The organism is Mycobacterium sp. NGS11 (genome assembly GCF_059813315.1).
The window spans coordinates 41,478-54,242 of the sequence record NZ_JCALEJ010000010.1 but is presented as its reverse complement, the minus strand read 5'-3'; the positions used below and the strand labels follow the sequence as shown (position 1 = coordinate 54,242).

Annotated in this window: 12 protein-coding genes; 9 read left to right on the top strand and 3 right to left on the bottom strand. The window is 68.6% G+C overall.

What is annotated here, in order from left to right; genetic code table 11:
- Positions 1-15: 15 nt before the first annotated feature.
- The 3 genes from AC5Y4T_RS14085 to AC5Y4T_RS14075 all read left to right on the top strand — a co-directional run bounded on the left by AC5Y4T_RS14085 (position 16) and on the right by AC5Y4T_RS14075 (position 2,869).
- A complete protein-coding gene (locus AC5Y4T_RS14085; RefSeq protein WP_499919759.1) occupies positions 16-981 on the top strand; it encodes an ABC transporter ATP-binding protein in 966 nt (321 codons plus the stop codon).
- Positions 982-1,058: 77 nt separating this feature from the next.
- On the top strand, positions 1,059-1,769 hold the full coding sequence (locus AC5Y4T_RS14080; RefSeq protein ID WP_499953945.1) for an ABC transporter permease: 711 nt from the start codon (positions 1,059-1,061) through the stop codon (positions 1,767-1,769).
- A gap of 146 nt (positions 1,770-1,915) precedes the next feature.
- Positions 1,916-2,869, top strand: coding sequence for a COX15/CtaA family protein (locus tag AC5Y4T_RS14075; RefSeq protein ID WP_499919758.1), 954 nt, complete (start codon positions 1,916-1,918; stop codon positions 2,867-2,869).
- On the opposite strand, the gene AC5Y4T_RS14070 is transcribed toward AC5Y4T_RS14075, so the two are convergent.
- Positions 2,819-3,484 carry a DcsG N-terminal domain-containing protein gene (locus tag AC5Y4T_RS14070; RefSeq protein WP_499953835.1) on the bottom strand — a complete coding sequence of 222 codons (666 nt, stop codon included), beginning with the start codon at positions 3,482-3,484 and terminating at the stop codon, positions 2,819-2,821. The two genes, AC5Y4T_RS14075 and AC5Y4T_RS14070, sit on opposite strands and share 51 nt — an antisense overlap.
- 19 nt (positions 3,485-3,503) lie before the next feature.
- Between AC5Y4T_RS14070 and AC5Y4T_RS14065 the strand changes: the two genes are divergently transcribed.
- A complete protein-coding gene (locus AC5Y4T_RS14065) occupies positions 3,504-4,478 on the top strand; it encodes a quinone oxidoreductase family protein (protein ID WP_499953831.1) in 975 nt (324 codons plus the stop codon).
- 14 nt (positions 4,479-4,492) lie between these two features.
- On the opposite strand, the gene AC5Y4T_RS14060 is transcribed toward AC5Y4T_RS14065, so the two are convergent.
- Both AC5Y4T_RS14060 and AC5Y4T_RS14055 read right to left on the bottom strand, forming a co-directional pair.
- The gene (locus tag AC5Y4T_RS14060; protein WP_499953828.1) at positions 4,493-4,894 is read right to left on the bottom strand and encodes a hypothetical protein; all 402 of its coding nucleotides are present in this window, start codon (positions 4,892-4,894) and stop codon (positions 4,493-4,495) included.
- A gap of 112 nt (positions 4,895-5,006) precedes the next feature.
- Positions 5,007-5,933 carry a heme o synthase gene (locus AC5Y4T_RS14055; RefSeq protein WP_499919754.1) on the bottom strand — a complete coding sequence of 309 codons (927 nt, stop codon included), beginning with the start codon at positions 5,931-5,933 and terminating at the stop codon, positions 5,007-5,009.
- 254 nt (positions 5,934-6,187) lie between these two features.
- Here AC5Y4T_RS14055 and tkt point away from each other — a divergent pair, with 254 nt between their 5' ends.
- From tkt to pgl, 5 genes are all read left to right on the top strand, one after another.
- On the top strand, positions 6,188-8,287 hold the full coding sequence (gene tkt / locus AC5Y4T_RS14050) for a transketolase (RefSeq protein WP_499953826.1): 2,100 nt from the start codon (positions 6,188-6,190) through the stop codon (positions 8,285-8,287).
- Between the two features lie 16 nt (positions 8,288-8,303).
- Positions 8,304-9,425, top strand: a complete 1,122-nt coding sequence (gene tal, locus AC5Y4T_RS14045; RefSeq protein ID WP_499919752.1) for a transaldolase — start codon at positions 8,304-8,306, stop codon at positions 9,423-9,425.
- A complete protein-coding gene (gene zwf / locus AC5Y4T_RS14040) occupies positions 9,422-10,966 on the top strand; it encodes a glucose-6-phosphate dehydrogenase (RefSeq protein WP_499919751.1) in 1,545 nt (514 codons plus the stop codon). Before tal ends, zwf begins: the two co-directional genes overlap by 4 nt.
- A 109-nt stretch (positions 10,967-11,075) precedes the next feature.
- A complete protein-coding gene (opcA, locus tag AC5Y4T_RS14035) occupies positions 11,076-11,987 on the top strand; it encodes a glucose-6-phosphate dehydrogenase assembly protein OpcA (RefSeq protein ID WP_499919843.1) in 912 nt (303 codons plus the stop codon).
- Positions 11,984-12,721 (top strand): 6-phosphogluconolactonase, encoded by a 738-nt coding sequence (pgl, locus tag AC5Y4T_RS14030; RefSeq protein WP_499948871.1) that lies wholly within the window; start codon positions 11,984-11,986, stop codon positions 12,719-12,721. The genes opcA and pgl overlap by 4 nt, the downstream gene beginning before the upstream one ends.
- Positions 12,722-12,765: the final 44 nt, after the last annotated feature.

The following is a 12,765-nucleotide window of genomic DNA, read 5'->3' as shown; positions in this document are numbered from 1 at the left end:
GGAGGAGCGGCGCTCGTGAGCTCGGCCCTTCCAGAATCGCGCGAATCCCCTGACGTCGTGGTGCGGCTGCGCGGGGTCACCAAGACATACGGATCCGGCGCGACGGCTGTCGAGGCCGTCTGCAACCTCGATCTCGAGGTGCACGCCGCCGAGGTGCTGGCCCTGCTCGGCCCCAACGGCGCCGGGAAGACCACGACGGTCGAGATGTGCGAGGGATTCGTGCGCCCGGACGCCGGCACCATCGAGGTGCTCGGCCTGGACCCGATCGCCGACAACGCGCGGCTGCGGGCCCGCATCGGGGTCATGCTGCAGGGCGGCGGCGGCTACCCCGCGGCCCGCGCGGGCGAGATGCTGAACCTGGTGGCGGCCTACGCCGCCGACCCGCTGGACCCGGCGTGGCTCCTGGACACGCTGGGGCTCACCGACGCCGCCCGCACCACCTACCGGCGGCTCTCCGGCGGCCAGCAGCAGCGGCTGGCGCTGGCGTGCGCCCTGGTCGGCCGCCCCGAACTGGTGTTTCTCGACGAGCCCACCGCGGGCATGGACGCGCACGCTCGGTTGCTGGTCTGGGAGCTGATCGACGCCCTGCGCCGCGACGGCGTGACGGTGGTGCTGACCACACACCAGCTCAAGGAGGCCGAGGAGCTCGCCGACCGGCTGGTGATCATCGATCACGGCGCCACGGTGGCCTCCGGTACGCCCGCGGAGCTGATGCGCAGCGGGGCCAAGGACCAGTTGCGATTCAGCGCGCCGCCGCGCCTCGATCTGTCGTTGCTGTCGTCCGCGCTGCCGGAGGACTACAAGGCAACCGAGGTGACGCCGGGCGAGTACCTGGTCGAGGGGCACGTCGACCCCCAAGTGCTGGCGACCGTCACCGCGTGGTGCGCGCGGATCGACGTTCTGGCCACCGACATGCGCGTCGAGCAACGCAGCCTCGAGGATGTCTTCCTCGACCTCACCGGCAGGAAGTTACGGCCTTGACGGACAACGAGACTGGATCGAGCGTGTTCGCCGTGGGCACCTTCGCCCCCGACCCGCGGCCCAACGCGGTGCCGAAAATGCTTGCGGCGCAATTCAATCTGGAACTCAAGCTGCTGCTGCGCAACGGCGAGCAGCTGCTGCTGACCATGTTCATCCCGATCACGCTGCTGGTCGGGCTCACGCTGCTGCCGCTGGGCTCGTTCGGCCAGCACCGCGCGGCGACCTTCACCCCGGTCATCATGGCGCTGGCGGTGATCTCGACGGCGTTCACCGGTCAGGCGATCGCGGTCGCGTTCGATCGTCGCTACGGCGCTTTGAAACGGCTTGGCGCCACGCCACTTCCGGTGTGGGGCATCATCGCGGGCAAGTCTCTCGCAGTGGTCACCGTGGTGTTCCTGCAGGCAATCCTGTTGGGCGCCATCGGTTTTGCGCTGGGCTGGCGACCCGCGCCGGCGGCCCTGGCGTTGGGCGCGGCGGTCATCGCGCTGGGCACCGCGGTCTTCGCGGCGCTGGGTTTGCTGCTCGGGGGGACGCTGCGCGCCGAGATCGTGCTCGCGGTCGCCAACCTGATGTGGTTCGTCTTCGCGGGCCTCGGCGCGCTGACCCTGGAAACCGGGATAACGCCCACGGCAGTCAAGCTGGCCGCCCGGCTGACTCCGTCCGGCGCGCTGACCGAGGCGCTCTCCCAGGCGATGACCATGTCGGTGGACTGGTTCGGAGTGATCGTCCTGGTGGCGTGGGGAGCGGTGGGCGCGCTGAGCGCGCTGCGCTGGTTCCGCTTCACCTGACGTCCGGGGTTGCCGTGGAGGGCCGCCGCGGTGACACGACACTTAAACCACGCACACGACACGCCGAGACCCGGATGCGTGGTTTAAGTCTCGCGAGCGGCCGGGCTTACTACGGACTGTAGTTCTTGTTCGCATACCATCGGGCAATGCTTGGACGGATGCTGTTGCGCTTGGTGGACCTGCTCCCCAACCCCAGCCCGGGCGTGCAGCGCCTGATCGCCGCGCTGGTCATCCTCACCCAGGGCGGCATCGCGATCACCGGCGCGATCGTCCGCGTCACCGCCTCCGGCCTGGGCTGCCCCACGTGGCCGCAGTGCTTTCCGGGCAGCTTCGTGCCGGTGGCACACGCCGAGGTGCCGCGCATCCATCAGGCCGTCGAATTCGGCAATCGGATGGTCACCTTCGCCGTGGTGATCACGGCGGCGCTGGCCGTGCTGGCCGTGACCCGCGCGCGGCGGCGGCGCGAGGTGCTGGTCTATGCCTGGCTGATGCCGGTGTCCACGGTCGTGCAGGCGGTCATCGGCGGTATCACCGTGCGCACCGGGCTGCTGTGGTGGACGGTAGCGATCCACCTGCTGACGTCGATGACGATGGTGTGGCTGGCCGTGCTGCTGTACGTGAAAGTCGGCGAACCGGACGACGGAGAGCTGCGCGAGCGAGTGGTCAGGCCGCTGCGCGGGCTGACCGCGCTGTCCGGCCTGAACCTGGCCGCCGTGCTGGTCACCGGCACGCTGGTGACGGCCGCGGGCCCGCACGCGGGCGATCGCAGCCCCACCCGCACGGTCCCACGGCTGAAAGTCGAGGTCGACACCCTGGTGCACCTGCACTCGTCGCTGCTGATCGCCTACCTGTCGCTACTGGTCGGACTCGGCTTCGGGCTGCTGGCGGTGCGTGCCGCCCGTCCCGTGCTGCTGCGCCTCGGGGTGCTGGTGGCATTGGTGTTCGCCCAAGCCGCGGTCGGCACCGCGCAGTACTACACCGGAGTTCCGGCCGTGCTCGTCGCCCTGCACGTGGCCGGCGCTGCGGCCTGCACGGCGGCCACCGCGGCGCTATGGGCTTCGATGCGAGAGCGGGCCCAGCCCGAGCCGCTCGCAAGCTGACTCCAACGCCAGCGCGAATCGGCGCTGGGCGAGTTCGCGGGCCGCGGTGTCCAGCCGGCGCCAGCCCAACGAAGGCGCGACGAGGTCGAGCCCGACGAGCCGTTCACCGGCCACGTCGGCACGCGCGTAGAGCAGCTCGCGCGCCGTGATGCCGGCGCGCCCGACGGCCGCGGCCAGCGCGGCGTAGCCGACGTCCCACGACTCGAAGTCCGGCTCGACCGGCCAGGCGTGCGACTGCTCGCCCCCCAGAAAGATCAGCGCCGCCTCGGGGGCCGCGTCCGGCCCGGTCGTCGGCACCCCGTCGTCCTCGAGGTCGCGCAAATACCGCTCATCGAGGTTCCAAGCCACCGCGCGGGCCGGGTTGAGCAGGTGGCGCACGCGCCGCGCCCAGGACAGGAATTCGTCGCGGCGATCCGGGCTGCCCGGGGCCGCTCGCAGTACCACCAGATCTGCGCTGGCGGTTTCCGGATCGTCCCAGGGCAGCCGGCGCGCGTGCAGCCCACGCCGCCGTAGCGCGGTTACCAGACCGGCGTCGTCGGCCGTCCTGTCCGCGTCGTCGCCCGGCCCCGCCAGCACGATGCGGGGATGGAAGACGTCCGGGCGAGCGAGTTTCATGCCCGGGCATGATAAGCAGATGCACGCAATCGAAGTCAGCGAGACCGGCGGCCCCGAGGTGCTGAGCTACGTCGATGCGCCCACGCCCACGCCGGCACCGGGTGAGGTGCTGATCAAGGCGGAGGCCATCGGCGTCAACTACATCGACACCTATTTCCGCTCCGGGCAGTACCCGCGGGAGCTGCCGTTCATCCTCGGCTCGGAATTGGCGGGCACCGTCGAAGCCCTGGGCGACGGCGTCGACGGGTTCGACGTCGGCGACCGCGTGGTCAGTGCGGCGGCGTCCGGAGGGTACGCCGAATACGCAACGGCCCCAGCACATTTGACCGCCGGGCTGCCGGACGGCGTGACCGCCGAGGTGGCGGCCTCGGCCCTGCTGAAGGGGCTGACCGCGCATTATCTACTGAGGTCGGTGTATCCGGTGCAGGCGGGCGACACGGTGCTGGTGCACGCCGGAGCGGGCGGCGTCGGCCTGATCCTGACGCAGTGGGCTCACCTGCTCGGTGTGCGGGTGATCACCACGGTCTCGACCCCGGAGAAGGAGCGGCTGTCCCGCCGGGCCGGTGCCGACGAGGTGCTCCCCTACCCCGACGATCCCGCGGCGTTCGGCGACCGGATCCGCTCGCTGACCGACGGCGCCGGAGTGGCCGCGGTGTACGACGGCGTGGGGGCCAGCACCTTCGACGCCAGCCTGGCCAGCCTCGCCATCCGGGGCACCCTGGCGCTGTTCGGAGCGGCCAGCGGACCCGTTCCCCCGTTCGACCCGCAACGCCTCAACGCGGCGGGCTCGGTGTTCTTGACCCGGCCGTCGCTGGCGCATTTCGTGCGCACCGGCCAGGAGTTCAGTTGGCGGGCAGAGGAACTGTTCGCCGCGATCGCCGGCGGCGACATCACCGTCGAGGTCGGGGGGCGCTACCCGCTGGCCGAGGCGGCGCGCGCCCACCAGGATCTGCAGGGCCGCAAGACCGCGGGCTCGATCGTGCTGCTGCCCTAGGTAATTCGAGCTTGCTATGCGTGCGGGCAGAATATTCCGAGAATCTGCTGGCAATTGTCCCTGTTGATGAGGCCCGGCGGCGGTGGTGGCGGCGGCGCCGGCGGGTTGTCGCCGTCCCAGATGTTCTGCGCGACATTGCCCTGCCCGAACCAGACGTAGTAGTAGGTGTGGCAGATGTTGTTGTCCCAGACGACGGGGTTGGTGACGTGGTTGCCGGTCGGCGGCAACGGTTGACCGGGGCACCAACGGCACGGCCCCTGCGGGTGATCGTTGGGACAGCCGGGCCAGGCGTCCAGCGGCATCGGCCCGGGGTGAGCCTCGGCGATACCCGTGGTGATGCCCACGTCGCAGCAGGACAGTCCGGCCGAGAGCAGCGCCCCGGCGATCAACGTCCTGACGATGCGGTGATTTGCCATGCCTGAAGTGTGATCCCGTGGGCCGGCTACCGATCCCATATCCGAAACACTTCTCGAAGTCGCAGGGCGACACTTTCGGCGCCGCCGCGGTTGAGGCGAGTCGGCGACCGGCTCAGAACAGGTGCGGCAGCCCGATGGCCGAGTCGACGGCCAGCGCGCAGAACACCACGGCCAGGTAGTTGTTCGATTGCAGGAACAACCGCAACGGCTTGACCGGCTCGCCGGCGCGGACCCCGGCGTACAGCTGGTGGGCCATCGCCAGGAACCACACCCCGGCCACCACGGCGACCGCCGCATACAGCCAGCCCGTCGCCAGCGCCAGCGCCAGCGTGGCCAGCACCGTGAGCCAGGTATAGATGAGGATCTGCTTGGTCACCTGGCGCTCGGTCGCCACGGCCGGCAGCATCGGCACACCCGCCGCTTTGTAATCGTCTTTGTAGCGCATCGCCAGCGCCCAGGTGTGTGGCGGCGTCCAGAAGAAGATGATCGCGAACATCACCAGCGCGGGCCATCCAATGGTGCCGGTGACGGCCGACCAGCCGATCATCACCGGCATGCAGCCGGCCGCGCCGCCCCACACCACGTTCTGCGATGTGCGGCGCTTGAGCAGCAGCGTGTAGACGAACACATAGAACGCGATCGTCGCCAGGGCCAGCAGCCCGGACAGCAGGTTCGTCGTCCACCACAGCCAAAAGAACGAGGCCACCGTTAGTACCAGGCCGAGCACCAGGGCGTTGCGGGTGGGCACCGCGGCACGGGCCAGCGGCCGGCGGGCCGTACGCTTCATCACCTTGTCGATGTCCGCGTCGGCCACGCAGTTAAGGGTGTTCGCGCCCCCGGCGGCCAGCATGCCACCGATCAGGGTGTTGACGATCAGCAGCGGGTTCACGGTGCCGCGCTGGGCCAACAGCATCGCCGGGATCGCGGTGACGAGCAGCAATTCGATGACCCGCGGCTTGGTCAGCGCCAGATAGGCCAGCACCGTGCCTTGGATCCGGCTTGGCAATCGGCTCGGCGCGACGCGCCCGCGAACGCTCACGCAATAACTCCTCGGGGTCGCAGCGGCGCGCAGCATCTACTACACACGATGGTAGACCGCGTTGTGGCGATGGCCCGCCCGCGGGTCCATTCCGCAGATTTTTCCCAGATTTCCGAACTGAATGTTAAACGCTTTCCACGGCCGCGTAATTTTCACATCTGCCGGCCGTGGGTACCCGATTCCTGCGCTGCAAGAGCCGGCCCTCCCGCACTAGGGTGGAATTTGATCAGCTCGATGACCCAAGGACAGAGTCTGTGACGACACTCGAAGAGATCTCCACGCTGACCCAACCGCACCTGCCCGACGACTGGACCGAGCTCGACTCGGCCGCCGTCGACACCATTCGGGTGCTGGCCGCCGATGCGGTCCAAAAGGTCGGCAACGGCCATCCCGGGACCGCGATGAGCCTGGCGCCCCTGGCCTACACCTTGTTCCAGCGGGCGATGCGCCACGACCCCAGCGACACCTACTGGCTGGGCCGCGACCGGTTCGTCCTGTCCTGCGGGCATAGCAGCCTGACGCTGTATCTGCAGCTGTACCTGGGTGGTTTCGGGCTGGAGCTGTCCGACATCGAGTCGCTGCGCACCTGGGGATCCAAGACGCCCGGGCACCCGGAGTTCCGGCACACCAAGGGAGTTGAGATCACCACCGGCCCGCTCGGGCAGGGTCTCGCCTCGGCGGTCGGCATGGCGATGGCCGCCCGCTACGAGCGCGGCCTGTTCGATCCCGACGCCGCCCCGGGCACCAGCCCGTTCGACCATTTCATCTACGTGATCGCCTCCGACGGCGACATCGAGGAGGGCGTCACCTCGGAAGCCTCGTCGCTGGCGGCCGTGCAGCAACTGGGCAACCTCATCGTCTTCTACGACCACAACGAGATTTCGATCGAGGACGACACCAACATCGCGCTGTGTGAGGACACCGCCGCCCGGTACCGGGCCTACGGCTGGCACGTGCAGGAGATCGAGGGCGGCGAGAACGTCGTCGCGATCGAGGAGGCCATCGCCAACGCCAAGGCGGCCACCGACCGGCCATCGTTCATCTCGCTGCGAACCATCATCGGCTATCCCGCGCCCAAGTTGATGAACACCGGCAAGGCGCACGGCGCCGCCCTGGGCGACGAGGAAGTGGCCGCCGTCAAAAAGATCCTCGGCTTCGACCCGGACAAGAAGTTCGAGGTGCGCGACGAGGTGATCGCCCACACCCGCAAGCTGGTGGATCGGGGCAAGGAAGCGCACGAGAAGTGGCAGGCGGATTTCGACGCCTGGGCGGAGGGCCAACCCGAACGTAAGGCACTGCTGGACCGGCTGACGGCCGAGGAACTGCCGGACGGCTGGGACGCCGACCTGCCGAACTGGGAGCCCGGCTCCGACCCGATCGCCACCCGCAAGGCCTCCAACGAGGTGCTCAACGCGGTGGGACCGAAACTGCCGGAGCTGTGGGGCGGTTCGGCCGACCTGGCGGGCAGCAACAACACCACCATCAAGGGCGCCGATTCCTTTGGCCCGCCGTCCATTTCGACCAAGGACTACACGGCGCACTGGTACGGTCGCACGCTGCACTTCGGGGTTCGCGAACACGCGATGGGTGCCATCCTGTCCGGCATCGTGCTGCACGGCCCGACCCGGGCGTACGGTGGCACTTTCCTGCAGTTCTCCGACTACATGCGGCCCGCGGTGCGGCTGGCCTCGCTGATGGACATCGACACCATCTACGTGTGGACCCACGACTCCATCGGGCTCGGTGAGGACGGCCCGACCCATCAGCCGATCGAGCACCTCGCGGCGCTGCGGGCCATCCCGAACCTGTCGGTGGTGCGCCCGGCGGACGCGAACGAGACGGCCTACGCCTGGCGGACTGTCCTGGCCCGCGGCAACGGCAGCGGCCCCGTCGGACTGATGCTGACCCGCCAAAATGTGCCGATCCTGCAGGGCACCAGCGCCGACGGCGTCGCCCGGGGCGGCTACATCCTGGGTTCGGACGGCGAGGACGCCGGCCAAGACCCCGACGTGGTGCTGATCGCGACCGGCTCGGAGGTCCAGCTCGCGGTCGAGGCGCAGAAGTTGTTGGCGGACAAGGACATCGTGGCGCGGGTGGTCTCCATGCCGTGCGTCGAATGGTTCGAGTCTCAGCCCGCCGACTACCGCGACAGCGTGCTGCCGCCGACCGTGTCGGCCAGGGTGGCCGTCGAGGCCGGCGTCGCGCAGAGCTGGCACAAGCTGGTCGGCGACACCGGCAAGATCGTCTCGATCGAGCACTACGGCGAATCCGCCGACTACGAAACCTTATTCCGTGAGTTCGGCTTCACGGCCGAAGCCGTCGCGGCTGCCGCGGAAGAAGTAGTGGACAACTGAGGAAAGGGTAATTCACATGACCGCTCAGAACCCGAATCTGGCGGCGCTGTCCGCCGCGGGCGTATCCGTCTGGCTTGACGACCTGTCGCGGCAGCGGCTGCAGTCGGGCAACCTGCAAGAGCTGATCGACACCAAAAGCGTTGTCGGCGTGACCACCAACCCGTCGATCTTCCAGAAAGCGTTGGCGGAGGGCGATTCCTACGACGGCCAGATCGCCGAGCTCGCCGAGCGCGGCGCCGACGTCGACGCCACCATCCGCACGGTCACCACCGACGACGTCCGCAACGCCTGCGATGTCTTGAAGCGTGAGTGGGAGGCGTCCGACGGCGTGGACGGCCGGGTGTCCATCGAGGTCGACCCGCGCCTGGCGGCCGAGACGGAGAAGACCGTGGCTCAGGCCGTCGAGCTGTGGAAGATCGTCGACCGCCCGAACCTGTTCATCAAGATCCCGGCCACCAAGGCCGGCATCCCGGCCATCACCGCCGTTCTGGCCGAGGGGATTTCGGTTAACGTGACGCTCATCTTCTCCGTCGAGCGGCACCGCCAGGTGATGGACGCCTACCTGGCCGGCCTGGAGAAGGCCCGCGAGGCCGGCCACGACCTGTCCAAGATCCACTCCGTCGCTTCGTTCTTCGTGTCGAGGGTGGACACCGAGGTCGACAAGCGACTGGAGAAGATCGGCTCGGAGGACGCGAAGGCGCTGGCGGGCCAGGCCGGTGTGGCCAACGCCCGACTGGCGTACGCGGCCTACCAGGAGGTGTTCGAGGGCGGTGATCGCTTCGAGGCGCTCAAGGGCGACGGGGCCCGGGTTCAGCGTCCGCTGTGGGCGTCGACGGGCGTCAAGAACCCCGACTACTCCGACACCCTCTACGTCACCGAGCTGGTGGCGCCGAACACGGTGAACACCATGCCGGAGAAGACGATTGACGCGGTCGCCGAGCACGGCGAAATCAAGGGTGACACGGTCACCGGCACCGCCGACGCCGCCCAGGAGGTGTTCGACAAGCTTTCGGAGGTCGGCATCGACCTCACCGACGTGTTCAAGGTGCTGGAGAACGAGGGCGTGGAGAAGTTCGTGGATTCCTGGACCGAGCTGCTGGACGAGACGCAGAAGCAGCTGGATTCCACCTCCAAATGAGCCCAGCCCGCACCGCGCGACAATGGCATAACCCGTTACGGGACAGGCGAGATAAGCGGCTACCGCGCATCGCGGGGCCGTGCGGGATGGTGATCTTCGGGGTCACCGGCGACCTGGCCCGCAAGAAGGTCATGCCGGCGATTTACGACTTGGCCAACCGTGGCCTGCTGCCGCCCAGCTTCTCCCTGGTGGGCTTCGCCCGCCGGGATTGGAGCACCCAGGATTTCGGCAAGGTGGTGCACGAGGCCGTCAAGGAACACTGCCGCACGCCCTTCCGGCAGGAGAACTGGGATCGGCTGGCCGAGGGATTCCGTTTCGTGCCAGGCGCTTTCGACGACGACGAGGCGTTCGGCCGGCTGGCCGAGACCTTGGACAAGCTGGACGCCGAGCGCGGCACCGGCGGCAACCATGCCTTCTATCTGGCCATTCCGCCCAAGTCCTTCCCGGTGGTGTGCGAGCAGTTGCACAAGTCGGGTTTGGCGCGCCCGCAGGGTGAGCGGTGGAGCCGGGTGGTCATCGAGAAACCGTTCGGTCACGACCTGGAAAGCGCGCAGGCGCTGAACAAGTCCGTCAACGCGGTCTTTCCCGAGGAGTCGGTTTTCCGGATCGACCACTACCTGGGTAAGGAGACCGTCCGCAACATCTTGGCGCTGCGGTTCGCCAATCAGTTGTTCGACCCGATCTGGAACGCGCACTACGTCGACCACGTGCAGATCACCATGGCCGAGGACATCGGTCTGGGCGGCCGGGCCGGCTACTACGACGGCATCGGCGCCGCGCGCGACGTGATCCAGAACCATTTGATGCAGCTGCTGGCGCTCACCGCGATGGAGGAGCCGGTCAGCTTCAGCCCGTCGGCGCTGCAAGCCGAGAAGATCAAGGTGCTCTCGGCCACCCACCTCGCCGAGCCCCTCGACGAGACCACCAGCCGCGGCCAGTACGCCGCGGGCTGGCAGGGCGGCGAGAAGGTCGTCGGGCTGCTCGACGAGGAGGGATTCGCCAAAGACTCGACCACCGAGACGTTCGCCGCCATCACGCTCGAGGTGGACACCCGCCGCTGGGCCGGTGTCCCCTTCTACCTGCGCACCGGAAAACGCCTGGGCCGCAGGGTCACTGAAATCGCGCTGATCTTCAAGCGTGCGCCGCATCTGCCGTTCGACGCGACCATGACCGACGAGCTGGGCACCAACGCCATGGTGATCCGGGTGCAGCCCGACGAGGGTGTCACGCTGCGGTTCGGGTCCAAGGTCCCGGGCACCGCGATGGAAGTCCGCGACGTCAACATGGACTTCTCCTACGGCTCGGCGTTCGCCGAGGAATCGCCGGAAGCCTACGAACAGCTGATCCTTGACGTGCTGCTGGGCGAGCCGTCCCTGTTTCCGGTCAACGAAGAGGTCGAATTGGCTTGGGAGATACTCGATCCCGTCCTCAACAACTGGGCGGCCAGCGGTAAACCCGAACCGTACGAGTCGGGCACCTGGGGCCCGGACTCCGCCTTCGAGATGCTGCGCCGCACCGGCCGCGAATGGCGGCGGCCCTGATGATCCGCGTCACGACGATGCAGTGGGGGCACCCCCAGCCGCGCAGCGGCGAGGGGGACGCAGCGATGAGGTGGGGGCACCTCCCGCGTGCGGGGGAGAGTGGCGCAATTTGATCATCGATATGGAAGACACCACCACCACGGCGGTCAACAAGAAGCTCGACGAATTGCGTGAAAAGGTCGGCGCCGTCGCGATGGGCCGGGTGCTGACCTTGATCATCGCGCCGGACAGCGACGAGATCTTGGAGGCGTCGCTGGCAGCCGCCAACGACGCCAGCCATGAGCACCCCAGCCGGATCATCGTGACGATGAGGGGCAATCCGTATGCGGACAAACCGCGCCTGGACGCGCAGCTGCGCGCCGGTGGCGACACCGGCGCCAGCGAAGTCGTGGTGCTTTCGCTGTCCGGGCCACTGTCCGGCCACGCCGCCAGCGTGGTCACCCCCTTCCTGCTGCCTGACATCCCGGTGGTGGTCTGGTGGCCCGACGTCGCGCCGGCGGTCCCCGCGCAAGATCCGTTGGGGCGGTTGGCCATTCGACGCATCACCGACGCGACCAACGGCGTCGACCCGCTGGCGGCCATCAAGAGCCGGCTGCCCGGATACACCGCGGGCGACACCGACCTCGCCTGGGCCCGCATCACCTACTGGCGCGCGCTGCTCACCTCGGCCGTGGACCTGACGCCGCACGAACCGATCGAGTCGGCGCTGGTGTCGGGCCTGGCAACCGAGCCCGCCCTGGACGTCCTGGCGGGGTGGCTGGCCAGCCGGATCGACGGCCCGGTGCGCCGGGCAGTCGGCGAGCTCAAGATCGAGCTGGTGCGCAAGAGCGAGACCATCGTCTTGAGCCGGCCGCAGGAAGGAAGGACGGCCACGTTGAGCCGGACGGCCCGACCCGACGCCCTACTCCCCCTGGCGCGCAGGGAAACCGGTGAGTGCCTCGCCGAAGACCTGCGTCGTCTGGATCCCGACGAGATATACCAATCAGCACTCGAAGGCATTGAGAAAGTGCAGTACGCGTGAGCACCAGCATCGAAATTTTCCCGGACAGCCAGACCATGGTCGACGCCGCCGCCGCGCGCCTGACCGATACCATCGCGAACGCCGTGGCGGCGCGGGGGCGAGCGCTCATCGTGCTCACCGGCGGCGGCAACGGCATCGGACTGCTGCAGTCGTTGGTGGGACGAGAGATCGACTGGGCGTCCGTGCACCTGTTCTGGGGCGACGAACGCTACGTCCCCGAGGACGACGACGAGCGCAACGACAAGCAGGCCCGGGCCGCGCTGCTCTCCCACGTCGACATCCCGTCCAGCCAGGTGCATCCGATGCCGGCCAGCGATGGGGAATTCGGCAATGACCTCGCCGCGGCGGCGCTGGCCTACGAGCAGCTGCTGGCGGCCAACGCCGCGCCCGGCGAGCCGGTTCCGAACTTCGACGTGCACCTGCTGGGGATGGGCCCCGAGGGGCACATCAACTCGCTGTTTCCGGACACCCCGGCCGTGCTCGAAACCACCCGCATGGTGGTCTCGGTCGACGACTCCCCCAAACCGCCGCCGCAGCGAATCACCTTGACGCTGCCCGCCGTTGCCCATTCCCGCGAAGTCTGGCTGATGGTCTCCGGCGGCGGCAAGGCCGACGCGGTGGCCGCCGCGATCGGCGGGGCCGCACCAGTGTCGGTGCCGGCGGCCGGCGCGGTCGGTCAGGACACCACGCTGTGGCTGCTCGACGAGGCCGCCGCGGCCAAGCTGCCCCGCTAGACGCCGGCGCCGCGCGTCACGCTGGCGTGACGTTCGGCGTTGGA